This is a genomic window from Hirschia sp., from assembly GCF_058892565.1.
Genome location: NZ_JBZXVU010000004.1, coordinates 25,574 through 47,933 on the forward strand (window position 1 = coordinate 25,574; position 22,360 = coordinate 47,933).

The following is a 22,360-nucleotide window of genomic DNA, read 5'->3' on the forward strand; positions in this document are numbered from 1 at the left end:
CCAAAGTACATTTTCTGTAAACGGTGCATTACACTGCGGCGGTTGTTACGTTGCCGCGTTGGGTTTAGTCATTGCCGGAGTATCAGTTTTTCAACTTTTGTTAGCGGTTATGAATTCGAACAAATGCTCAAAGAGAATTACAGCTTTCTCTTAGAATCGTAATTTCACAATATTGAGATTATGCGGTCTTGATTCTGTCAGCTGCCAGTTTTTGTACGGACCCAATATCCATTTTTCCTGACCCTAACAGTGGAATTTCATCTACTTTGAATACTTTCCGAGGTAGGGAAAGTTCGCTGACCCCGTGATTTTGAAACCAATGAAGTAAATCCATTCTATCTGCGTTATCATTCGTCGTAAGAAGTATAATTTGCTCGCCTTTGCGGGGATCTGGTAAAACCGCCGCAGCATGGTTGTGTTCTGGCCATACACTTTGAGCGCAATTTTCCACAACTGCCAACGACACCATTTCTCCACCAATTTTTGCAAATCTCTTGATGCGTCCACGTATTGTCAGAGCGCCGTCTTCGTCTTGACTAACAACGTCGCCGGTATCGTGCCATCCATCTTCGATTGGTTTTAGAACCATGGGATCATCTTCAGATAGATACCCAAGCATAACATTGGGCCCCTTCGCTTTCATTCGTCCCGCACCAACGATGCCGTCAACAGGCTCAAATTCGACCACAACACCAGGAAGAGGCCTTCCTACGGTGCCTGGTCTATTAAAATCTGGTTGGTTCACGGCAAGAACAGGAGCTGCTTCTGTCGCTCCATAGCCTTCGAGAATATCGACATTGAATTTCTTTTTGACGAAATCTCTAGTTTCTTTTTTGACGCTTTCAGCACCACAGACGACATATCGTAAACAACTTAATTCCTCATTGCCGGAGGCTCTGGCGTATTGGTTGAGAAAAGTGTCTGTTGCAAAAAGAATCGTAGCTTTAGTGTCAGCTATTCGCTTAGGGATTTCTTTCACTTGCAAAGGAGAGGGGTGAAGGACGACCTTCATTCCTGTAAGTAATCCTATCATGACCCCAGCTGTTAGTCCAAAACAGTGAAAAGTTGGAAGTGGATTATACATGATATCTTTAGGCGTGAGCATGCCTTCAACATGTTGAATAATTTGAAAAACATTAGACACTAGATTGGCATGTGAAAGAACAACTCCTTTGGGACTACCTTCAGTGCCTGATGTGAAAAGAGTTACAGCAGGAGAATCCCAATGCGCTTGTGAACGAAATAGCCAAGGTATGAATGGACCCAAACCACCTTTGATTTTGTCCATAAATGTAAGCGACTCTCTGACGTCTTCTAAGTAGATGAAATTGAGTTCATTCTTGAGTTCATCAACAAGGTTTTTGAGGTTTGCTTTTTCTACAAACTGATGTGCGGTAATGATGTTTGTTATATTTGCAGCTTTGCAAGCTGCTTTGATATTTGCACTTCCGGCGGTGAAGTTAAGCATAGCCGGTATGCGGCCATAAGCATTGAGAGAAAAGAAAGAGATGATAGAACCAGCTCCGGTAGGGAGCATGATTCCCATAGTTTCTTCTTTCATTCTTCCTTTAGTTAGTGCACTTCCAAGGGCAAAGCTTGCTCTGACAATTTCTGTATAACTGAGTTGTCTACCATCAGAGTCTTCAATGATAATTTTCTTTCCGCCGACTTTTGAACGAGCATCGAGTAATGCACCAAATATATTTTTCTGTGCTTTTCTAATGTCGAAAGACACATCTAGATTTGACATTTCCTACTCCCATCCGACGTTTTGATCACTTGTTGTGATACTTTTAAGGTATGGATACGAAATATTTTAACATGTCGACAAGCTCTAATTCATCACTATACTTGATCCTAATATAAATCAGGCCCATTTTCCGAACATGACAGAACTCTTCAACACGCTAAAAGATCGCCGCGCATCCAAACCAGACGTGCGCCATCCTGAAAAACAAAAGCGTCCCGATACGCCGGTTCTAAAAAAACCGGACTGGATCAGGGTGAAGGCACCTATGGGTGCTGAGTTTGCAAAAACTCAGAAGATCATGACTGAAGGTAACCTCACAACTGTTTGTGAAGAAGCGGGATGCCCCAATATAGGGGAATGTTGGACTAAAAAACACGCAACAATGATGATTATGGGGGACACATGTACACGCGCGTGTGCCTTTTGTAATGTTCGTACGGGTAAACCAAATCCATTAGATGCAGATGAACCTCGTAGAGTGGGTCTGGCCGTTGCAGAAATGGGACTTGAGCACGTCGTTATTACATCAGTTGATCGTGATGATTTAGAAGATGGTGGAGCTGCTCATTTTGCTGAAACGATTCGTTCGATTCGTGAACAAGCCCCCAATGCCACCATTGAGATACTGACGCCTGATTTTTTACGAAAAGGTGACGTTGCCAATATCGTCATTGATGCAAAACCAGATGTTTTTAACCATAATCTAGAAACTGTTCCGCGGCTGTACTTATCCATTCGCCCCGGTTCACGCTACTATCATTCTCTTAAATTGCTCGATCAGGTGAAACAACGCGATCCAAACCAGTTTACGAAATCTGGTATAATGGTTGGCTTGGGTGAAACCAAAGAAGAAGTTATGCAGGTGATGGATGATATGCGTTCTGCAGGAATTGATTTTTTGACAATTGGTCAATATTTGCAGCCAACACGAAAACATGCTGCGATCGACAGGTTTGTAACGCCAGAAGAATTCAAAACATACGAGACGATTGCTCGCTCAAAAGGCTTTCTCATGGTGTCAGCAAGCCCTCTGACGCGTTCTTCGTATCATGCCGGAGAAGATTTCGCGCAATTGAGAGAAGCTCGAGAAAAAATGAACGCCAAAAAATAAGATATGACGGTTGTTACTAAATCTATCGTCGTACCATATCGGGCCGAGCAAATGCTTGAATTGGTTTCTGATGTAAAAAGTTATCCAGAATTCATACCTTGGATAAGATCATTAAAAGTTGTGTCAGAGGCCGATTCAGAAGCTGGATGGGAAGGCAGAGCAACAGCCGCTGTTGGGTTTAAAGGGTTTTCGGAAACATTCACAACCGACGTTAAAAAGAGCCTATTGGAAAATAAAGTCAATGTTCAACTCGTCAAAGGGCCGTTCAAATATCTTGAAAATAGCTGGCAATTTTCTGACCATGAAAAAGGCTGCGAAGTTGATTTTAAAATTAGATTTGAGTTTTCCAACTTTCTCCTACACGCATTAATGAAGGCTAATTTCAATAGGGCGGTTACCGTTTTAATGGATGTCTTCATAGAAGAAGCAAGAAAACGTTATTCCGAGTGACTTTTACTGAGCAAGCCGCATCAAAAGCTCAAGCGCTACTTCCATAGATTTGCGACGGACATTGGAACGACCGATATCACCAAAATGACATGCTTCATGCAACGTTTCTCTATCTCGGCGTTTGGCGGCAATGTGTACTAATCCGACAGGTTTCATTGGAGTTTGGCCGCCAGGACCAGCAATTCCTGTGATTGCAACTGTTAAGGAAGCTCTAGAATGTTCCATTGCACCTTCTGCCATAGCTATTGCTGTTGGTTCAGATACGGCTCCAAAGTCAGCTAAAATATCACCCGATACGCCCAACATATCTTGTTTTGCGCGGTTCGTATAAACCACAAAACCGCGTTCGAGAGTTTGAGATGAGCCGGGAATTTCAGTTATTAGTCCAGCAAGAAGTCCCCCTGTACAACTCTCTGCAGTAGCTAGAGTTAATTTTTGAGTTTGGGCTGCTCTTAAGAATTTACGAGCTTCTTCAATCAATTGGTTGTCAAACATAAAAACACCCTAATGTTATTGAATTATAGGTTATTCACTTGAAACAAGTAAAACGCTTGCTTGAGCAGCAATACCTTCTTTTCGTCCGGTAAATCCTAATTTTTCCGTGGTCGTAGCTTTAACACTTACGCGATCTAATGGAATACCCAATATTTTAGATGTAATATCGCGCATTTTCATGCTGTGTGGTTTTATTTTGGGAGCTTCGCAAATAATTGTTATATCTGCATTTGCAATCATAAACCCTTTTGAGTCTGCCAGGTCAACGGCATGCTTCAAAAACACTTTTGATGCAGCACCTTTCCATTTCACATCACTTGGTGGAAAATGTGTTCCGATGTCTCCTTCGGCTAGCGCGCCATATATTGCATCTGTTAATGCGTGCCACGCAACATCGGCATCAGAGTGTCCTTTAAGAGATGCTGAATGGGGGATTTCTAGACCGCATAGAGTGACAGATTGACCGTCTTCAAAAGCATGAACGTCATAGCCGTTTCCTATTCTAGGAAGAATATTCTTAATCTCTAAGCTGTTTTGAAGTAGTTTTTCAGCCATCTCAAAGTCCTCTGGCAGCGTTATTTTTACTAAGCTATTTTCACCCTGAATAAGCGCGATATCGGCACCCAATGATTCAACTGCCTCCAAATCATCTACAAATTGCGATGATTTTCCATTCTGCGCTTGCCAGATAGCATTGAATCGAAAAGCTTGAGGAGTCTGGATGCGACGCACAGGGGATCTGTCCAATGTTTCAAGTTTTCCATCGGTGCCTACTTTTTTTATAGAATCCATCATTTGAAGTGCTGGAGCAGCAGCTTGATAATCAATCAAAGCCTCAAACAGTGAGTCTATAATCTTTAAACTCACACCTGGTCTGGCAGCATCGTGAATTAGAACAATGTCTGGAGAGTTGGGTTTAATGTGCTTAAGTGCATTCCTGACACTATCCGCTCGCTCTTTGCCGCCTAGAACAATAGAAATGTTATTATATGGTTGGCAAATTTCTTTAGCTGTTTGCAGGTATTCTTCGGAAATAACGACAACAATCTCGTCAAATTTTCCGCATTCTGAAAAAGTTTTAAGACTCCAATCAAGGACTGGGCGTCCGTTGAGCATCGCAAACTGTTTGGGTGTAGAAAGGCCGGAGCGGGAGCCAGTGCCAGCTGCGACGATAATTGCTGTATTATGTGACATCTCGGTGACTGCCTCTATATTAATCATCAAGCTGCGCTAAATGGCCTTGATAGATTGCTATATGCATATAAAATGCACAATAATTAGGCTATGTAAGCCGTTTTGGAATTTGTAATGATATCTGTTGGCGATGTAGAAATTAATGACGCGGTTTTTTTAGCTCCGATGTCAGGAGCTACCGATGCGCCGTTTCGTCGCCAAGCGTCAAGGTTTGGTGCTCCTGTCGTTATAACTGAAATGATAGCAGGTTCAGAATTGGCTACAGGTCGTCAAGACATGGTTTGGCGAATAACGAAACCTGAAAACACTTTTCCCTTCGTTGTGCAATTGGCAGGTCGAGACCCTAAATGGATGTATGAAGCGGCTAGAATAAGCGCTTCAGCAGGTGCAGACATAATCGATATCAATATGGGTTGTCCATCGCGGCAGGTAACAGGCGGTCAGTCTGGCGCGGCTTTGATGCGAGATCTTGATTTGGCGCGTGAACTAATCATTGCGGCACGTGAAGGTGGTGGACTACCCGTGAGTGTGAAAATGCGTCTGGGGTGGGACGATGACACCTTAAATGCTCCAGCCTTGGCCAAAATATGCGAAGAGGAACACGTTAAACTTATCACAGTGCATGGTCGTACGCGATGTCAGTTTTATACTGGGAAAGCTGACTGGAATAAAGTAAAAGACGTTAAATTAGCATCGAATTTGCCGCTTATCGTGAATGGTGACATAGATTCATCTAAAACAGCCAAACAAGCTATTTTATTATCACAAGCCGATGGTGTGATGATTGGAAGAGCAGCTTTGGGACGGCCTTGGTTGCTTGGTAAAATAGCTGCTGACTTGGCTAACCGTCCCTACATTGAGCCAACTTGGTCTGAAAAATTGAGTTCTTTATGTGAACAAGTGTCTGATAGTGTTTTGCTTTATGGAGACCGATTAGGTGTTAGAGTTTTTAGAAAGCACCTCGCGGCTTTTATAGATTATTCTAGAGAAATTCGACTAAACACTGAAGATAGAAATGAGCTTAGGGGACGGTTTTGCCGCATCAGCTCAGAAAATGATGTCATTTCAGCAATTACGTCTTTGGAAGCTCCTCAAACTGCCATTTGTAGAACTGAGGAGCTTGTTTAATGTCAACTAAAATGACCTTATCTGAACAAATACTTGATACGCTTCCTGTAGCTGCGCTCAGTGTAAATTTAGATGGTATCATTGAATTTGCCAACCCTATGGCAGAAACTCTGCTTTGCCAAAGCATTGCACTTCTTAAAGGCAATCCTCTTGAAAAATTAACTGCAAAAGATTCTGCGATAGTTGATTTGATTCATAGAGCTGCGAAAGATGGAGGAACTGTATTTGCTAGAAACATCGTATTATCAGGCCCATTTATCTCACCAATTCATATTGATGCGACTGCCGCTCTGTCTCAAAACGAAGATATTATTGCGGTAAGCCTTTCACCAACAGCCCATCAAGCGGATCATGAATCAAAAAGTCAATCAGCCGCTATGGCTGAGGTAGCTAGAATACTGGGACACGAAGTCAAAAACCCTCTTGCTGGTATAGTGGGTGCCGCGCAATTACTCGCGCGTCAGGCTCGCAATGATCAAATGTCTATGCTGACTTTAATTAAGGAAGAGGGCGCTAGGATAGGGCGCCTTGTTGATCGATTCGCTGCATTTGAAACGTTTTTCAGACCTCGGCCTACCATGACGAATATTCACCAAGTTCTAGATAGAATTATGGAAATGTCATCTGCAAGTTTTGCGGAGAATGTAAAACTAACTTTCAGATTTGACCCGTCATTGCCCGATATTTTCGTTGACCCAGACCATATACATGAAGCTTGTTTGAACCTCGTCAAAAATGCTGCTGAAGCCATCACAGACACTAGGGACAATGGTCATATTCACATAGAGACTCGATATCGTGCGGGCGTGAGTATGCGTCATGGAAAAGGGGAAAAAATCACCCGGTCAGGTGCTATAGAAGTTTCGATCAAAGACAATGGCCCCGGTGTACCAAAATCTGTCGCGGATAAAATTTTCACCCCATTTTTCTCAACTAAACAATCAGGCGAAGGGATAGGCCTGACAGTTGTTGCTGAAATTATATCAGCTCATGGCGGATTTGTAGAACTTGACAATTCTTCTACAGGAGCATGCTTTAAGCTGTTGCTGCCTATAACAAAATCAAAAACATAAAGGTAAATCATAGTGAGTGGTCCTACAGTATTAGTCGCAGATGACGACTCGAGCGTACGTTTAGTTGTCAGCCAAACCCTCGCTCAAGAAGGGTATCACGTTAGATCGACAAACACAGCGTCAACACTGTGGAAGTGGATTGAGGCAGGAGAAGGAGATTTGTTAATTACAGATGTCTATATGCCTGATGAATCAATCTTCGATATAATGCCGAAAATCCGCCAAGAGCGGCCTGAATTGCCTATTATCGTTATAAGCGGACAAAGCACCGTATTAACAGCAACAATGGCATCTGATCATGGCGTTTACGATTATATGCCAAAGCCATTTGATATTGATGTATTGGCAGATTCTGTAAAACGCGCGCTTCAAAAGCGGTCATTGAAAGGAATTGAACCCGCTAGCCGGAAGGCAGAAAAAGACGAAGCACTTCCATTAATTGGGCGCTCTACACCTATGCAAAACGTGTATCGTGTAATTGCGCGGGTGATGAATACAGATTTAACGGTGTTGATTGAAGGTGAAAGTGGCACTGGTAAAGACCTTTGTGCAAGTGCCATCCATGACCTTGGAAAAAGAAAGTCTGGTCCTTTCGTTGCGGTTAGTCTCGCCGCTTTACAAAAAGAACAAGTTGAAGCTGATCTTTTTGGTGTAAATATTGATGGTGAGGCATCTTCTCCCGGACGTGTCGGCGAAGCAAACGGTGGAACACTATATCTCGACGAGGTAGGTGATATGCCATTGGAAGCTCAAACCCGATTGCTCAGATTTTTACAAGATGGACAATACTCCTCACATGGCGGTGGTCCTGTTCGACAATCAGATGCAAGAATCATTGCGTCAACAAAGCACGATCTTCGCAATCTTGTAGAACAAGGGTTATTTCGTGAAGACCTGTATTACAGGCTAAATGTTGTCTCTCTATCTCTTCCACCTCTTCGTGAAAGAAAGGAAGACATTTTAGAGCTTGCTGCTGCGTTCTTAGTGCGCGCAAAAAGAGAAGGTTTACCAGAAAAGCAACTTGATAAATCTGCGTATGACCTTTTGTCAGCCTATGATTGGCCTGGTAACGTCCGAGAATTGGAAAACCTGATCCGCCGCCTTGCTGCTTTGAGTCCGGAACCAGTAATATCCGCCCGGGAAATTGAACGAGAAATGCGTTCTGGAACAAAACCAGAGACAAAAACGGATGCATTTGAGGCAGAGGTAGAGGCGTTATTGTCTAGACATTTCATGGCAAGGCTAAGTATTGCAAATGAATCTGAAGGTACGATTTATCAAAATGTAATTGAGCAAGTTGAACGTCCTCTTTTGAAGTTGGCGCTTGCTGCAACGAATGGAAATAAGGTTCGCGCTGCTTCATTACTTGGATTAAACAGGAACACTTTAAGATCTAAAATCAATAGCTTAGAGATTTCTGATGAGGAATAATCGAAGATAATTAAAACTTTCTGCGTGTGCACTTAAATGTGTTCACGCAGATAAGTGTTTACGAATTCGTGTGTTGCGTTTATGTATCAGTGTGTCTCAGTTGCGACACGTAGTTTAGTAAGCATAAATGCGAACCCCTAGAATAAAACTCATATCTCCAACAAATTATGGTCCTGTAGGGACTGCTGTGCTGCGTGCACTATTTGCGATTTCTGCAATCGTAGCTACTTTCGCGACATACCTATCTGTTGCTGATGTCGGGAACACATCTACGGCCGGCAGCCCCATGATGACATGGCTTCTTGTGGCCAATCTGTTCATTATCTTGATACTTGCTGCTGCATTAATGGCGAGGATCTATCGACTTTTTCGAGAGAATAGAAGCACCCAAGGTGGCGCCAGACTTCGACTAAGAATTATTGCATTGTTCGGGCTGGCTGCAATGGTTCCTACGATAATCGCAGCGTTACTTGGGACACTAATAAACAGAAGTGTCGAGAATTGGTTCTCTGAAAGAGTATACGCTGTAATCGAAAATGCTTCCGATGCTGCAAATGCTTCCTTTACAGCGGTCATAAGTGATGTGCGGAGTAATGTAACTGAGGCGGCAAAAGACTTAAATGATGCGTCAGTGGTAGCTGCGTTTACGGAAGCTCCTTTGCAGTTCAAAGAATTTTTGACAGCGGAATCTCAATTGAGAAATCTTCCTGTACTTGCCATTTACAATTCTCAGAAGGAAATAGTGTTTTCAACGCAAAATGACACACCTCTGACAATAGGGCCGATGTCCGAGCTAAACTGGATTGCCGCAAAAAATGGCAAAGACGCAGTGAGTGTTTCAGAAGACTTTGTAGTGAGTACGCTTACACGGCTTACAGCTTATCCAAATGCTTACTTATATAGCGCGAGCCAAGGTCCGATTTCGGTCGGTAAACAACTAAAAGCAACACAAGCAGGTTTAGAAGAATATCGGGCTGCGGGACTTCGAAAAGATAGTTTAAGAACAGTTTTTGTGCTGTCTTACATCGAGTCAGCTTTACTCGTCCTTTTAGGCACAGCTTGGTTGGGTATGTATGCCGCTGGGCAAATTGCAACCCCAATCGGAGATTTAGCAGCAGCAGCTAGGTCAGTACGAGACGGTGATCTATCGGTCCGATTGGATCGTCCTAAAGGTCGAGACGAAATTGACGACCTTTCTCAAGCGTTCAACCAGATGACTATGCGTTTATCACGCCAAAGAAGAGATCTAGACTCTGCTAGGCTAGAAGCAGAAGGGCGTTCTGAATTTATTGAGACGGTGTTATCGGGTGTTGAAGCAGGCGTTATACGCGTTGACCCGCTCTTTAAAATAACACTCGCCAATGCGTCAGCCGGTAGATTATTAGAGCTATCGTCTGAAATGCTTCAGGGCGCTCTATTACATGAAGTCGCACCGGAATTCTTATCTGCCCTCCGCAAAGCTGTAGAATCTAGTGAAGCAATAGGATCTAATATTCAGATTACATCTGGTCGAGGAACTAGAGATATTCACGTTCGAATTTCTCCTGAAGCTGAAATGAGTGGCTTTGTCGTTACATTCCATGATACGACCAGATTGGTCGCTGGGCAAAGGCAAGCAGCATGGAAAGATGTAGCTCGCAGAATTGCGCATGAAATTAGAAATCCGCTAACACCGATACAGCTATCTGCCGAACGGATACAAAGGCGTTTTGGCAAACAAATTACTATAGATAAGGACACTTTTGATAGCTGTACTGACACGATCTTGCGTCAAGTTGGAGATATTGGTCGCATGGTTGAAGAATTTTCTTCTTTTGCACGTATGCCAAAACCGACTTTAGCTCCGTTTGACTTGAATGAGCTTGTTCAAAATATTGCATTTGCACAACGTTTGGCGTCACCAACAGTTGCTATTGTTGCTACAGTTCCAGAACAAAAAAGCATGATGACAGGCGATGAACGTCTGCTTGGTCAAGCGCTAACAAACATAATCAAAAATGCACGTGAATCTGTCGAACGGCACATACTCACGGGTGAGATTAAAGTTGGTTCTGTTTCTATAAATCTGGAAGTTATGTCTGAAAAAGCAATTTTAACTGTTCGAGATACTGGGGTTGGGTTTCCCGTTGAGGACAGAAGCCGCTTGTTGGAGCCATATGTAACAACACGCGAGACTGGAGTTGGTCTCGGTTTGGCGATTGTAAGTCGTATTGTCGAAGATCATGGCGGCGAAATAACCCTAGGGGATAATGAATTAGCGGAATCTGGCGCACGTGTGAATATCAGTTTGCCACTTACCGTACTTAATGAAGATGAGGAATTACCCCCCTCAAGTGAAGGAGTAGCATGATGGCGTTTGAAATCTTAGTGGTTGATGACGAAACGGATATTCGAGAGCTAGTCGGTGGTATTCTAGAAGATGAAGGCTACAAAGTCCGTACTGCTGCTGATGCAAAGCAGTCTATGGATGCAGTTAGAGAACGTGCACCAAATCTTGTGCTACTAGACGTCTGGCTAAAGGGGTCAGAATTTGATGGTTTGGAAATTCTTTCAATGCTGAAAGAATTAGATCCCAATATGCCGATAATCATTATGTCAGGGCATGGAACTGTTGAAACTGCGGTTACAGCAATTCGAAATGGGGCATATGATTATTTAGAAAAGCCATTCAACTCAGACAAATTATTGGTGCTAGTACAAAGAGCTCTAGAAGCAGCTCAATTGCGCAGAGAAAATACACGACTTAAATCACAAACAGCCATAAGCGATCAATTGATAGGTGACAGTCAGGCAACGCAACAATTAAGAGCTGCGATAGCCAAAGTTTCACCTGCCAATAGTCGTGTCCTTATTTCAGGTCCTCCCGGTGTAGGAAAAGAACTCGTGGCTAGGATGATACATGCTAATTCTTCAAGAAATGATGGTCCATTTGTCGTTGTGAATGCAGCAACTATTGCACCTGAACGCATGGAAATGGAGTTGTTTGGAGAAGAGGATCAAACCGGACGACCAAGAAAAATAGGTCTGTTTGAACAGGCACACAACGGAACTCTGCTTTTAGATGAAGTTGCGGATATGCCGGCAGGAACTCAATCAAAAATACTTAGAGTTTTAATAGATCAGCGATTTAAGCGAGAAAATGGGAATTCCGACGTAAAAGTCGATGTCCGAGTGATTTCTTCGACAGCCCGTAATCTTCAAGATGAAATATCTGTGGGACGGTTTAGGGAAGATCTTTATTATCGCCTTAGTGTGGTGCCAATAAATGTGCCTTCTCTTGAGAGTCGTCGTGAGGATATTGCTGATTTAGCAGTTTTCTTTGCTAAGCGTATTGGTGAATCTTCTGGACTGCCTGCTAGAAGTTTCTCTGAAGAAGCCTTAGCTGTACTTCAATCATCAGAATGGCCTGGAAATGTACGCCAACTAAGAAATGTGGTTGAACGTATTTTGATACTTGCAGGTGGGGATTCTTCCCAGCAAATAATGCCTGACCATCTTCCAATTGATAGAAGTGGTGATGGAAGCAACACAGCTTCCATGGATACCATTTCTCTACCTCTTCGGGAAGCTCGAGAAAAATTCGAACGAGAATATCTTACGCTACAAATTACGCGTTTCGGCGGAAATATCTCTCGAACAGCAGCTTTTATTGGTATGGAGAGATCTGCTCTGCATCGCAAACTAAAAGCTTTGGGTGTAGATACATCTTCAGAGAAGCTTTAACACTTCAGTGTTGGATAGAAAAACATGCGAATTATCATTTGTGGAGCTGGGCGCGTCGGTCAAGGTATAGCCGAAAGGCTCTCTTTGGATCATGACGTGACAATGATCGACGCCGATGCAAAGCTTCTAGAGCAGGTTGGAACGCGCTTTGATGTTCGAACAACTATTGGGCATGCTGCATCTCCAGCTATCTTGGCGGAAGCTGGCGCTGACAACGCAGAAATGATTATTGCGGTAACATATTCAGATGAAGTCAATATGGTAACGTGCCAAGTGGCACATTCGCTTTTTAAAGTTACGACCAAAATTGCAAGAATTCGAAGTCAGGCATATACGCATCCCGCATATTCAGACTTATTTACTCGCGATAACTTGCCAATTGATATGCATATATCGCCGGAATCAGAAGTAAGTGAGTCCATTTTGCAAGGGCTTATGACGCCTGGTGCTTTTCTTTCCGCAGATATGGGAATTTTAAGCTCAAGCGAAGGCGGCGTAGTCAAGCTCCTCGGTGTTGAAATCACCGATAAAAACTCTCCAATGCATGAAGTACGTCTGGAGGATGTATATGAGTTATGTCCAGACAGCGGTGCGCACATTGTTGGAATTGGCCGAGACAAAAGATTATTTGCACCAAAAGACAATCATAAAATAAAGCTAGGTGATCGTATCTATTGGATCATCCCAACGGACAAAATTGAACATATGTTTGATATTCTTGGCTTGTCTGAAGGGCAAAGCCGACATGTTGTCGTTGTTGGTGGTGGTCATATCGGCCTAAATGTAGCCAAACAATTGGAAAAAACGCACAAGAGAGACACGAAGAATGGTCGGCTAAAACACACGGTTAAAGTGCGTTTGATAGAAAAAGATAATGAGCGAGCAAACCATGCTGCTGAAGCATTGGAAAGAACAATTGTGCTGCATGGAGATGGCTTGGATCCAGAATTACTCGAAGAAGCTGGTGTGTCAAATGCTGATTTAGTCGTTGGCCTTACCAATGATGATAAAACAAACCTTCTTTTAGGTGCGCTTGCTAAAAATATCGGTGCGAAGAAGGTTGTTTCTCTCGTAAATGAAGCTGACTTGGCAAACATCAAATCTAATGTCGGTATCGATGTCTTGATAGATCCAAGGTCGATCACTGTTTCGAAAATTCTTTTGAAATTGAGACAAGGACGATTGTCAAATCTCAAATCACTTGAAAATGGTGCTGCTGAAGTTGTTGAAGGTATAGTTAAAGAAACGGCACCTTTAGTGGGTATGAGTTTAGTTGCCGAGGAATTGCCCGAAGGCATTTCTGCTGGTGCACTTATTCGAGACGGCAAGCCAATAGACCTATCTAACCGCGTAAAGGTTCAAGATACGGTTATTCTTTTTGCAGAAAAAGAAATGGCCCGAAAAGTCGATCAACTTTTCCGCGTTAAGCTTGAATATTACTAGGCTCTAGGGAAGGGAAGACAATATTGAACCTTTCAAGTGTTCTCAAGCATCTTGGGCTAACAGCTATCGTCATAGGTGCCTGTGCGTTGCTATGTGGATTGTTCGCATCCATCTCAGGTGATGCTTCATCAGCGCGTGGTTTTCTGTTTTCTGGAGTTCTCGGTACTTTTTTAGGCGGGTCATTTCTAATATTATTGTGGGATGTTCCTGCCAAAACCGGAGCAAGGGAAGGTCTTCTATTCGTACTTGGTTTTTGGTTTTTGATGCCGCTTATAGCCGCTCCTCCTTTCTGGGCGTCGGGTGTTTCTAATTCATGGATCGAAGCAAGTTTTGAAGCCGTCTCCAATCTAACGACCACAGGAACAACCGCTGGAGAAGCTGTTCAACCTGATTCAATACGCTACTGGCGCGCTATTTTGCAGTTTATCGGCGGTGTATTGGGGGTGGTTATGGCAGTTATCGTACTAGCTGCCTTAAATTTGTCTGGTCCTGGCGTGCACAGGTCGCATCTCTTAACGCTAACTAGAGATGACCTATTCGGGCGTATTGGTAGAATTACGGCGACAGTAGCACTGGTTTATGGGATAGCTGCTATAATTGGGACATTCGCCATTGTGTTGGCAGGCGCTGAATTTATTGATGCTTTCACACGTAGCCTAGCAGCGATATCAACCAGCGCGACTTTGAGTGGAGCAGCTGGTGCTTACGCATATTCTCCCGCAGCGGCGGCTGTCATAACGCTTTTACTTTTCATCGGTGCAACAAATATCGCTCTTCACGCGGATATTTTGAGGCAAAGCAGTTGGAGAGTTTACCTAAGAGATACCGAAACGCAGATTCTAATACTTGGCGTACTGGCCTTTGTATTGCTCATGGCTATCTCAAAACAGAAGTTTGATTTTCGTTTCATCTCTGAGGCGCTTTCTTTTGTGTCTACTTCGGGAATGAATGTAACGGGAAGTGAGAAAGTTCTTGATATCCTACCACAACCTATTCCTGATGTTTTTGTCTTTGTAGGTGCTGCAGCTCTTTCGACAGCTGGCGGTTTAAAAATGACACGTGTATTGGTTTTATTTAGTCGTGCGCTTACTGAGTTCAAAAGGTTATCATTTGAACATTCTACAGCAAAACTTAAGTTCCAAGGGCGGACACGTGCAGATGCCATTGTTGTCGGCGTATGGGTTTATTTAATAGCCTATCTTGGTGCCGCAATTATTCTAGGCATGTTGCTGGCATTGACTGGATTGAATGTCGAAAATGCTTTTCGGGGTGCTATTGGCGCGATCGCAAATGCTGGTCCGCTTATGGATGCAGCTGTCGTGGACCAATCCCCCAGTTCTACATCACTCTTTGTCCTTGCCATTGGGTGTATATTAGGGCGTATTGAAGTCTTAGCGCTGGCACCATTGTTTTCTAGTGATTTTTGGCGCAAATAGTACTAGATAAACTTTTTACGAATCAAAACTCAGTTTGTCGCAACGTTAAACCAAGACCCAAAACGGAAAATTAATAACAAAGTCCCGAAAAGAGGCTCATAATAAAATGTCATCCGATAAAAAACAAAACCTTCAAGACACCTTCCTAAACGCTGTACGTAAAGACAAAGTCCAATTGACTATATTCCTTATGAATGGGGTCAAGCTTCAGGGCGTCGTCACATGGTTTGATAACTTTTGTGTGTTACTAAAAGGCGATGGTAGACCGCCACAACTTGTTTACAAACACGCTATTTCGACAATTGCACCAAATAGTCCGGTAAAATTATTTACTGGTGATGATGGCTCTTCCGACGAAGCGTGAATACATCCAATTTAATAGATATCTCGGTGCCAACTCAAATAGCTGGAATAGTCATTCCAGCACTATTTGATGCTCCAATCTATGATCAATCACGGATCGAAGAAACTCAAGGCCTCGTTGAAGCCTTAGGTGTAGAATTGGGCTTTACTGATGCTGTCCGCATTAGAAAGCCCAATGCTGCTAAACTATTTGGTGCCGGTCAATTAGATCTCATCAGTGAGAGGCTAGATGATTGCGAAGGCAATTTACTCGTCGTTGATTGCTCGCTTTCCCCCATTCAACAGCGAAACCTCGAAAACACTTTGAATGTTAAAGTAATGGATCGAACCGGCCTTATACTTGAAATATTCGGAGTGAGAGCACGTTCTGCTGAAGGGCGATTGCAAGTAGAAATGGCGCGTCAATTATATGAACGCTCTAGGCTAGTAAGAACCTGGACACACTTGGAACGCCAAAGAGGTGGAACAGGCTTTCTAGCGGGTCCGGGTGAAAGCCAATTGGAAGCTGACCGACGGATGTTGGACGGCAGAATCGCAAAACTAAAATCTGACCTTGAAGCTGTTCGTCGGACGAGGCGACTTCAAAGGGCTGGGCGTAAACGTCGCGGCGCGCCAATAGTTGCACTTGCTGGTTATACGAATGCGGGAAAATCTACTCTGTTTAACTCACTAACACATTCGAGTGTATTTGCAGCTGATATGCCATTTGCAACCCTTGATCCAACTGCACGTGATGTTGAGTTGAGCAGTGGCAAAAAAATTTCAATGATTGATACGGTTGGTTTTATTACCGACCTCCCAACTCACCTGATCGAAAGCTTTAGAGCAACAATTGAAGAAGCTATTGAAGCGGATTTATTATTGCACGTAAGAGATATCAGTCATCCTGAAACTGACAGGCAGTCTAGTGATGTAAATGATGTTCTTACGAAACTAGAACAAGATTTGAATGCTGACCGTCCTCCAGTGATTGAGGTGTGGAATAAATCAGACGCTTTGAGCGATGATGTGCTGACCGCATTAAAGACAACTGCGGAAAATCGAGATGATATCGTTTTGACCTCGGCGACGACAGGTGAGGGCTTAGTTGATCTCATGCAAATGGTGCAAGACAAGCTATTTGCTTCAACGCGTGAATTTGAGCTGAAGATTGAACCAAAATATGGGCGTGCGCGTTCTTGGCTTCATCAAAATTGTGATATTTCCAATGAAACGGTTGATGAGAATGGAAATGTTATTATCCGTGTGCAGTTGTCTGTTCGTGAACTCAATGAATTTGCGCATGAGCATCCAGACTTGGATATGAATTTAGTTATATTATCATCAAAATCCTAAAAGGTGATGAGGTCATGATGTTTATTTGGTCTCAGTAGCCTTTACATGCTGCCAGAGGTCAGATTGGGCAGATAGACTGAGTTGTGAAAAGTCGGAGCCTAATTCTCTTGCACGTTCTTCCATTGCTTGAAAGCGGCTTACAAATTTAGCATTTGCTGCCCGAAGTGCGCTTTCTGGATCAACATTATGCTTTCGGGCAAGATTGGCCACAACAAGGAGTATATCACCCATTTCCTCTTCTACATGGGCTTGATCATTTTGTGTGGCAGCTTCTTCAAGTTCCCTCAATTCTTCTCGAAGTTTATCTGTAACTTCTTTTGCAGATGGCCAGTCAAATCCCACTCTAGCAGCCCGTTTTAAAAGTTTCTCAGCCCTTGTCAGGGATGGTAACGCATACGCTACGCCATCAAGTGCAGAAACTGGAGTTTTATCATCTGATTTGTTTTCACGTTCTTTAGCTTTCAACTCTTCCCAATGACTTGTTTGGGCGTCAGAGTTTTCAATTTCGACACTCCCGAAAACGTGTGGATGACGGTGAACCATTTTATTGACGATGGAACGCGCAACATCTTGAATATCAAATTCACCCTGATCTTTTGCGATTTGACTTTGGAAAACCACTTGAAGAAATAAATCGCCTAACTCATCCCGAAGTTCCTGCATGTCATTTCTATTGACAGCTTCAGCAACTTCATAGGCTTCTTCAATTGTATAAGGAACAATAGATTCAAAAGTTTGCTCCAAATCCCACGGGCAGCCGGTTTCTTTATCGCGAAGTCTTTCCATTAGTCTAATGAGATCGGAAATCGCATCTTCAGAAGAGATAAATGAGCGGTCTTTGGTCTGATCCATTGAGAATGTTCACCTGATACTGATATTTGAAAGCAAGCTTGATATGAGCTCGGGTTTAAATTGAATGATCCTGAAAGCTAGCGCTTTTAATCAATGCGAATACATTCATTCCAGCTTTTAATCCAAGGTTAATTAAAGAAGCACGCGTTATCCTAGATTTCAAAGAATGACCATTTACATCAAGCACAACTTCACCAAAGGGACTAGTTTCTTCTAATTCGAACGATCTAACGACACATGGAATGATATTTTTAAAGCTCGTATTTTGGGGATAAATTGTAGCAATACCAACATCCTGCATACGAATTTTGATAGCGATTTTCTGATCAACCTTTAAAGGAAAACGTTGAGGTAGAAACAATTGCTGCCCTAATACATCTATTTCAGCAAGCATCATCTCTTTGTCGATGTTTTTGACAACGCCTACAAATAAAGAAGAATCTGATTGCGTAAAAATTTGAAGGTCTTCCAAAGGTTTTTCAACGAAAACTTCTTGAGTTTTACCAAAAGCAATTTTCCTACCTTCAGATATGATTAAAGTAGAACCTGTAAGGCGCAAAACTTCTTCGATATCGTGGCTGACTAATATTATAGGAATGGAAAAATTAGACTGAAGGCTCTCTAAGTACGGAAGAATCTCAGTTTTTCTCTCCCTATCAAGTCCCGTAAGTGGTTCATCCAATAGTAAAAGTGATGGGCGTGAAAGCAATGTTCTACCCAAAACAATTCTTTGCTTTTCCCCTCCAGATAATTCTCTGCTGGTCTTATTCAGCAATGATGACAAATTGAGGTTTTCGATGACTGAATCTAGAGAGAGTTGAGAATTCTGGTGTTTGCTTCGTTTGTCGGCATATTTCAGGTTTTCAATAGGTGAAAGGTGAGGAAATAGCCTTCCATCTTGAAATAGATACCCTATTTGTCGTTTATGCGTTGCTTCATCGATTTTCTGTTTGCGATCATACCAAACAGTTTCTATTCCGCTGCCATCGCTGGATCGTATTGAGCCGTTATCAGGCGTTTCCAAACCTGAAATCATTCGAAGCAGGGAACTTTTTCCCGAACCACTCGCACCAAATATTGCGACAGGTGCCTCAAACGAAAATTCTTGAGAAATTTCTATATTGAAATTTTCCCATTTCTTTTCAATGTCCAAATAAAGCCGATTAGCCGACATTTAGTCGAAACCTTTTATTGAGAGTGTATACGCCCAAAAGAATAGCGAACGACATGAGAAGAAGGAATGCAGACCACAAATGGGCTTGAGCATACTCAAGTGTTTCAACATGCTCATATATAGCAATTGAAATAACTTTGGTTTCGTTGGGGATATTACCGCCAACCATAAGCACAATGCCAAATTCACCAATGGTGTGGGCAAATGTTAGAACCATAGCTGATATAAACCCTCGCAATGACATCGGAATGATAACACTCACAAACGCATCTAAGGGTGTCGCTCCCAATGACTGAGCTGCTTCATATTCTTTTCTGCCGACAACTTCAAAAGCAGATTGAAGAGGTTGGACCATAAATGGTAAAGAGTAGACGAGGGAAGCTAAGACAAGCCCATTGAATGAAAACGTAAGTGTCTCGCCCGTTATTGTCATCCAGAAAGCTCCTAGGGGCGAATTTGGATTGAAGGCAACCAGAAGGTAAAACCCAATAACTGTTGGCGGTAGAACAAGCGGAAGCGATACGACAGTTTCACATATTGGTTTTAACCGAGACTTCGTGTGAGCAAGCCACCAAGAAAACGGTGTTCCTAGTATCAACAGGATTATCGTAACGGTCACAGCCAGCTTTAACGTAAGCCATAAAGGTCCAAAATCATCTATCATGGGGAAAAGCATTAATGTGCAACGTCATACCCACTATTCTTAATAATTTTTCTGGCTGTGTCCGACTTTAAAAATGATAGAAATTCAATGGCAGCCTGATTAGAAGACCCAGTTGAAAGCAACAAAGCGTCTTGTCTAATTGAAGAATAGTCCTGCTCAGGAATTATCCAAACATCATCATCAATTTCAGGTGAGAAAAATGAACCCGCCAGCAGGCCTATACTCGCATTTCCACTGGCTACCATAGCGTATGCCTGTCCGACATTTTCACCCAATACGAGTTTTTGTGTGAACCCCTTTGTTCCGAAATGCTTTTCTAAAAATTCCATCGCTGCAACACCATAGGGAGCCAGTTTTGGGTTTGCTATGGCGATCTTAGTATCAGTCTGTAAAATATTCTTCCAGCTCGCTTTGTCGCGATTAGGAGCCCAAAGAACAAGCTTGCCGATAGCGTATGTAAACCGTGTACCTGCTACAGCCTTAGGGGATTCTTCTAACAATTGGGCGTGCTTCTGGTCTGCTGAAAGATATGCATCAAATGGAGCGCCATTCAAAGTTTGAAGATAAAGCTTTCCCGTTGAGCCAGAAATAATAGTCAGTTCATGCTGAGTTGTTTCTTCAAATTTGGCTTCCAGTAATCGCATCGTTGGGATGAAATTAGTCGCAACTGCGATATTCGCTGTTTCGGCTGTACATATTGGCGTAAACAAAAGTAGACAAAGTAAAAGAGAATTCAGGAAATGTTTCTTGGCATTCAAGGACAATTGATTGAAAAATTTCGACATTCTCATATTGGGCTTAAAACTCATTTTTTGAAATAAAACTAAGAATGTAACATTGTTGGTGAAACTGCAATTGCCTGTTTGTTTTAATGCAAAGGCTAAATAGCGCAATCACAGCATGAGTAAGCGCCAAATACACTAATTCATAAGAAGTATGGATTGCCAGAAGCGTAATAGTGGCGAGCTTTCAACACCTGTTTTGATAAAAGCTAAATCAGCCATAGTGGCGGAGAAGGAGGGATTCGAACCCCCGGAACCCGCAAAGGCTCAACGGTTTTCAAGACCGCCGCATTCGACCACTCTGCCACTTCTCCGAGGCGCTGTTCATACATAAACTAATTTTATTTGCAAAGGGAAATCTTACTTTTTTTTCTAAAAAGATAAAAACCACAAAACCCTGTTAATCATACTCTTGAGGAAAAACGTCGAAACGAGGCTATCAAAGCCCAATAGCTGTTAACTTATATAGTTAAAATTTAAGACCGTCTTATTAAGGTAAACGCCCTGGTAACCATACAGGTTATCAAATTTGGGCATAAAATTAACTATTAATCCAATTTCCTTTGTTATGTTTACTTCATACCCGCCGAAAGAGCGGAGAGTTTGAGGAAAAAATTCCCGAGCTCGCCTTTTAAAACAAAAGGAAGACCAGACCGATGGCAAGAGCCGCCCAAACACGAAACGCAATGCGTTTTTGTATAGTAAAGAGAGTTGTGCTTAGCACAGCAGTGATTGTTTCAGGTGTGATAGCGCCTGGAGCAAGTGCTGAAACCTATAATGGAGTGCCAATTACTTTTGTTGGCAGTTCTCCTTCAACTCCCCAATATATGCAGATTGCCTCCGCGCCAACAAGTTCAGCAAAAGTGCAGGGCGGCTCTAAGCGAATTGAATACAGATATCCTGACCAACCTAATATGTCATATGGAAAGCAGGGGCCGCGTTTATTGGGAAATAATGCCAAGCCGATTGCCTTTGCTTCTGCGACAAGCGCTATTTCTCGTAATCAAGCGCAAAAGATTAGCGGCTCGTCATACGTGGCTCCAAGTGGTGTGCTAAACAATTCTGCTACAGCGTCGAATCGTGGATTTAGAGCCGTAAAATTGGCCTCCACACCTCCAGCAGGGTTCGCAAAACAGAAAATCGGTGCTCCGTATGAAATTCAAGGACGATGGTATGTGCCGTTTGCTGAGCCAAATTATGATGAAGTCGGAGTAGGGTCTTGGTATGGACCGCAATTTCACGGCAAAGATTCTGCTGTCGGTGAAGTCTTCGATCAAAACGCTCTGACTGCCGCACACCCAACGCTGCCTATTCCAAGTTTGGCGCGTGTTACAAACCTAGAGAATGGCCGTAGCGTCGTCGTACGCATAAATGATCGTGGACCGTTTGTTGACGACCGTATTATTGATTTGTCTAAACAATCAGCGACTGTTTTAGGATATAAAGACAACGGCACAGCCAAAGTTCGTGTTCAATATATGGGATATGCGCCAGAGGCTCACAATTCTATTCCAGCGAAATACGTTGAGGAAGCACGCCAAACGCTTGCAAAAGGAAAAGCTGAGGCACCAGCAAATCCCATGTTGATGAAAGCAAGTTATTCGCCTCGCCCAATACAACGCCAGATGATGCCACTTCAACAAGCTTCACTTCCATTGTCTTTTTCTAATCAAGAGAAATATGTTCTTCAGGCAGGTGTGTTTGGTGAATTGGCCAATGCTCACCAATTACGTGCGAAACTTCACACTTACGGACACGTGTCGGTTAAAGAAACGCGAATCAATGGTCGCGACATGTTCAAAGTCTTTGTCGGTGAATGGCAAACACGCGATCAAGCGGTTAAGGCCAGAGCAAATCTTGCTGGTAGCGGCTTTGAAACACTGATTGTGTCCAACTAGACAGATTTTTGTCAAAACATACGCTTCTTTCAGCTGGAAACATTGACGTTTCCAGCTG

At 42.9% G+C, this 22,360-nt stretch carries 19 protein-coding genes and 1 tRNA gene; 12 read left to right on the top strand and 8 right to left on the bottom strand.

Features of this window, described 5'->3' with window-relative positions:
* Positions 1-178: 178 nt before the first annotated feature.
* Positions 179-1,750 (bottom strand): AMP-binding protein, encoded by a 1,572-nt coding sequence (locus tag AC5EF3_RS01605; RefSeq protein WP_493546773.1) that lies wholly within the window; start codon positions 1,748-1,750, stop codon positions 179-181.
* A 136-nt stretch (positions 1,751-1,886) separates the two neighbouring features.
* Between AC5EF3_RS01605 and lipA the strand changes: the two genes are divergently transcribed.
* Positions 1,887-2,861 (top strand): lipoyl synthase, encoded by a 975-nt coding sequence (gene lipA, locus AC5EF3_RS01610; protein ID WP_015827506.1) that lies wholly within the window; start codon positions 1,887-1,889, stop codon positions 2,859-2,861.
* Between the two features lie 3 nt (positions 2,862-2,864).
* A complete protein-coding gene (locus tag AC5EF3_RS01615) occupies positions 2,865-3,311 on the top strand; it encodes a type II toxin-antitoxin system RatA family toxin (RefSeq protein ID WP_493546774.1) in 447 nt (148 codons plus the stop codon).
* A gap of 3 nt (positions 3,312-3,314) precedes the next feature.
* On the opposite strand, the gene AC5EF3_RS01620 is transcribed toward AC5EF3_RS01615, so the two are convergent.
* Together AC5EF3_RS01620 and AC5EF3_RS01625 are read right to left on the bottom strand one after the other, a co-directional pair.
* Positions 3,315-3,806 (bottom strand): CinA family protein, encoded by a 492-nt coding sequence (locus AC5EF3_RS01620; protein WP_015827504.1) that lies wholly within the window; start codon positions 3,804-3,806, stop codon positions 3,315-3,317.
* A 30-nt stretch (positions 3,807-3,836) separates the two neighbouring features.
* On the bottom strand, positions 3,837-5,000 hold the full coding sequence (locus AC5EF3_RS01625) for a bifunctional 2-C-methyl-D-erythritol 4-phosphate cytidylyltransferase/2-C-methyl-D-erythritol 2,4-cyclodiphosphate synthase (RefSeq protein WP_493546775.1): 1,164 nt from the start codon (positions 4,998-5,000) through the stop codon (positions 3,837-3,839).
* 114 nt (positions 5,001-5,114) lie between these two features.
* On the opposite strand from AC5EF3_RS01625, the gene AC5EF3_RS01630 reads away from it, so the two are divergent.
* From AC5EF3_RS01630 to hflX, 9 genes are all read left to right on the top strand, one after another.
* On the top strand, positions 5,115-6,128 hold the full coding sequence (locus tag AC5EF3_RS01630; RefSeq protein WP_493546776.1) for a tRNA dihydrouridine synthase: 1,014 nt from the start codon (positions 5,115-5,117) through the stop codon (positions 6,126-6,128).
* On the top strand, positions 6,128-7,201 hold the full coding sequence (locus AC5EF3_RS01635; protein ID WP_493546777.1) for a two-component system sensor histidine kinase NtrB: 1,074 nt from the start codon (positions 6,128-6,130) through the stop codon (positions 7,199-7,201). The genes AC5EF3_RS01630 and AC5EF3_RS01635 overlap by 1 nt, the downstream gene beginning before the upstream one ends.
* A 12-nt stretch (positions 7,202-7,213) precedes the next feature.
* Positions 7,214-8,632 carry a sigma 54-interacting transcriptional regulator gene (locus AC5EF3_RS01640; protein ID WP_015827500.1) on the top strand — a complete coding sequence of 473 codons (1,419 nt, stop codon included), beginning with the start codon at positions 7,214-7,216 and terminating at the stop codon, positions 8,630-8,632.
* A 127-nt stretch (positions 8,633-8,759) separates the two neighbouring features.
* Positions 8,760-10,982: a sensor histidine kinase NtrY-like gene (locus tag AC5EF3_RS01645; RefSeq protein ID WP_493546778.1), complete on the top strand. Its 2,223-nt coding sequence runs from the start codon at positions 8,760-8,762 to the stop codon at positions 10,980-10,982.
* Positions 10,982-12,355: a nitrogen assimilation response regulator NtrX gene (gene ntrX / locus AC5EF3_RS01650; protein WP_015827498.1), complete on the top strand. Its 1,374-nt coding sequence runs from the start codon at positions 10,982-10,984 to the stop codon at positions 12,353-12,355. The genes AC5EF3_RS01645 and ntrX overlap by 1 nt, the downstream gene beginning before the upstream one ends.
* 24 nt (positions 12,356-12,379) lie before the next feature.
* A complete protein-coding gene (gene trkA / locus AC5EF3_RS01655) occupies positions 12,380-13,798 on the top strand; it encodes a Trk system potassium transporter TrkA (protein ID WP_493546779.1) in 1,419 nt (472 codons plus the stop codon).
* Between the two features lie 23 nt (positions 13,799-13,821).
* Positions 13,822-15,234, top strand: coding sequence for a potassium transporter TrkG (locus AC5EF3_RS01660; protein WP_493546780.1), 1,413 nt, complete (start codon positions 13,822-13,824; stop codon positions 15,232-15,234).
* Between the two features lie 106 nt (positions 15,235-15,340).
* The gene (hfq, locus tag AC5EF3_RS01665; protein ID WP_015827495.1) at positions 15,341-15,598 is read left to right on the top strand and encodes an RNA chaperone Hfq; all 258 of its coding nucleotides are present in this window, start codon (positions 15,341-15,343) and stop codon (positions 15,596-15,598) included.
* Positions 15,599-15,624: 26 nt separating this feature from the next.
* Complete coding sequence (gene hflX / locus AC5EF3_RS01670; RefSeq protein ID WP_493546781.1) at positions 15,625-16,932, top strand: GTPase HflX; 1,308 nt, start codon at positions 15,625-15,627, stop codon at positions 16,930-16,932.
* A 21-nt stretch (positions 16,933-16,953) separates the two neighbouring features.
* Here hflX and mazG read toward each other — a convergent pair whose 3' ends face one another.
* The 5 genes from mazG to AC5EF3_RS01695 all read right to left on the bottom strand — a co-directional run bounded on the left by mazG (position 16,954) and on the right by AC5EF3_RS01695 (position 20,718).
* Positions 16,954-17,784, bottom strand: coding sequence for a nucleoside triphosphate pyrophosphohydrolase (mazG, locus tag AC5EF3_RS01675; protein ID WP_493546782.1), 831 nt, complete (start codon positions 17,782-17,784; stop codon positions 16,954-16,956).
* Positions 17,785-17,839: 55 nt separating this feature from the next.
* Positions 17,840-18,937: a molybdenum ABC transporter ATP-binding protein gene (gene modC / locus AC5EF3_RS01680; RefSeq protein ID WP_493546783.1), complete on the bottom strand. Its 1,098-nt coding sequence runs from the start codon at positions 18,935-18,937 to the stop codon at positions 17,840-17,842.
* A gap of 10 nt (positions 18,938-18,947) precedes the next feature.
* Positions 18,948-19,622 carry a molybdate ABC transporter permease subunit gene (gene modB, locus AC5EF3_RS01685; RefSeq protein WP_493546784.1) on the bottom strand — a complete coding sequence of 225 codons (675 nt, stop codon included), beginning with the start codon at positions 19,620-19,622 and terminating at the stop codon, positions 18,948-18,950.
* 11 nt (positions 19,623-19,633) lie between these two features.
* On the bottom strand, positions 19,634-20,407 hold the full coding sequence (modA, locus tag AC5EF3_RS01690; protein WP_493546785.1) for a molybdate ABC transporter substrate-binding protein: 774 nt from the start codon (positions 20,405-20,407) through the stop codon (positions 19,634-19,636).
* A 221-nt stretch (positions 20,408-20,628) separates the two neighbouring features.
* A tRNA-Ser gene (locus AC5EF3_RS01695) sits at positions 20,629-20,718 on the bottom strand.
* A 399-nt stretch (positions 20,719-21,117) separates the two neighbouring features.
* Here AC5EF3_RS01695 and AC5EF3_RS01700 point away from each other — a divergent pair.
* Positions 21,118-22,302: a septal ring lytic transglycosylase RlpA family protein gene (locus AC5EF3_RS01700; RefSeq protein ID WP_493546786.1), complete on the top strand. Its 1,185-nt coding sequence runs from the start codon at positions 21,118-21,120 to the stop codon at positions 22,300-22,302.
* The last annotated feature ends 58 nt before the right edge of the window (positions 22,303-22,360 follow it).

Excerpts from the sequence above, each read along its gene's own strand:
- hfq (WP_015827495.1), top strand. The coding sequence starts at position 15,341 with ATGTCATCCGATAAAAAACAAAACCTTCAAGACACCTTCCTAAACGCT.
- lipA (WP_015827506.1), top strand. The coding sequence starts at position 1,887 with ATGACAGAACTCTTCAACACGCTAAAAGATCGCCGCGCATCCAAACCA.
- AC5EF3_RS01645 (WP_493546778.1), top strand. The coding sequence starts at position 8,760 with ATGCGAACCCCTAGAATAAAACTCATATCTCCAACAAATTATGGTCCT.
- ntrX (WP_015827498.1), top strand. The coding sequence starts at position 10,982 with ATGGCGTTTGAAATCTTAGTGGTTGATGACGAAACGGATATTCGAGAG.
- modB (WP_493546784.1), bottom strand. The coding sequence starts at position 19,622 with ATGATAGATGATTTTGGACCTTTATGGCTTACGTTAAAGCTGGCTGTG.
- AC5EF3_RS01615 (WP_493546774.1), top strand. The coding sequence starts at position 2,865 with ATGACGGTTGTTACTAAATCTATCGTCGTACCATATCGGGCCGAGCAA.
- AC5EF3_RS01605 (WP_493546773.1), bottom strand. The coding sequence starts at position 1,750 with ATGTCAAATCTAGATGTGTCTTTCGACATTAGAAAAGCACAGAAAAAT.
- AC5EF3_RS01630 (WP_493546776.1), top strand. The coding sequence starts at position 5,115 with ATGATATCTGTTGGCGATGTAGAAATTAATGACGCGGTTTTTTTAGCT.
- AC5EF3_RS01625 (WP_493546775.1), bottom strand. The coding sequence starts at position 5,000 with ATGTCACATAATACAGCAATTATCGTCGCAGCTGGCACTGGCTCCCGC.
- trkA (WP_493546779.1), top strand. The coding sequence starts at position 12,380 with ATGCGAATTATCATTTGTGGAGCTGGGCGCGTCGGTCAAGGTATAGCC.
- AC5EF3_RS01635 (WP_493546777.1), top strand. The coding sequence starts at position 6,128 with ATGTCAACTAAAATGACCTTATCTGAACAAATACTTGATACGCTTCCT.
- mazG (WP_493546782.1), bottom strand. The coding sequence starts at position 17,784 with ATGGATCAGACCAAAGACCGCTCATTTATCTCTTCTGAAGATGCGATT.
- modA (WP_493546785.1), bottom strand. The coding sequence starts at position 20,407 with ATGTCGAAATTTTTCAATCAATTGTCCTTGAATGCCAAGAAACATTTC.
- AC5EF3_RS01620 (WP_015827504.1), bottom strand. The coding sequence starts at position 3,806 with ATGTTTGACAACCAATTGATTGAAGAAGCTCGTAAATTCTTAAGAGCA.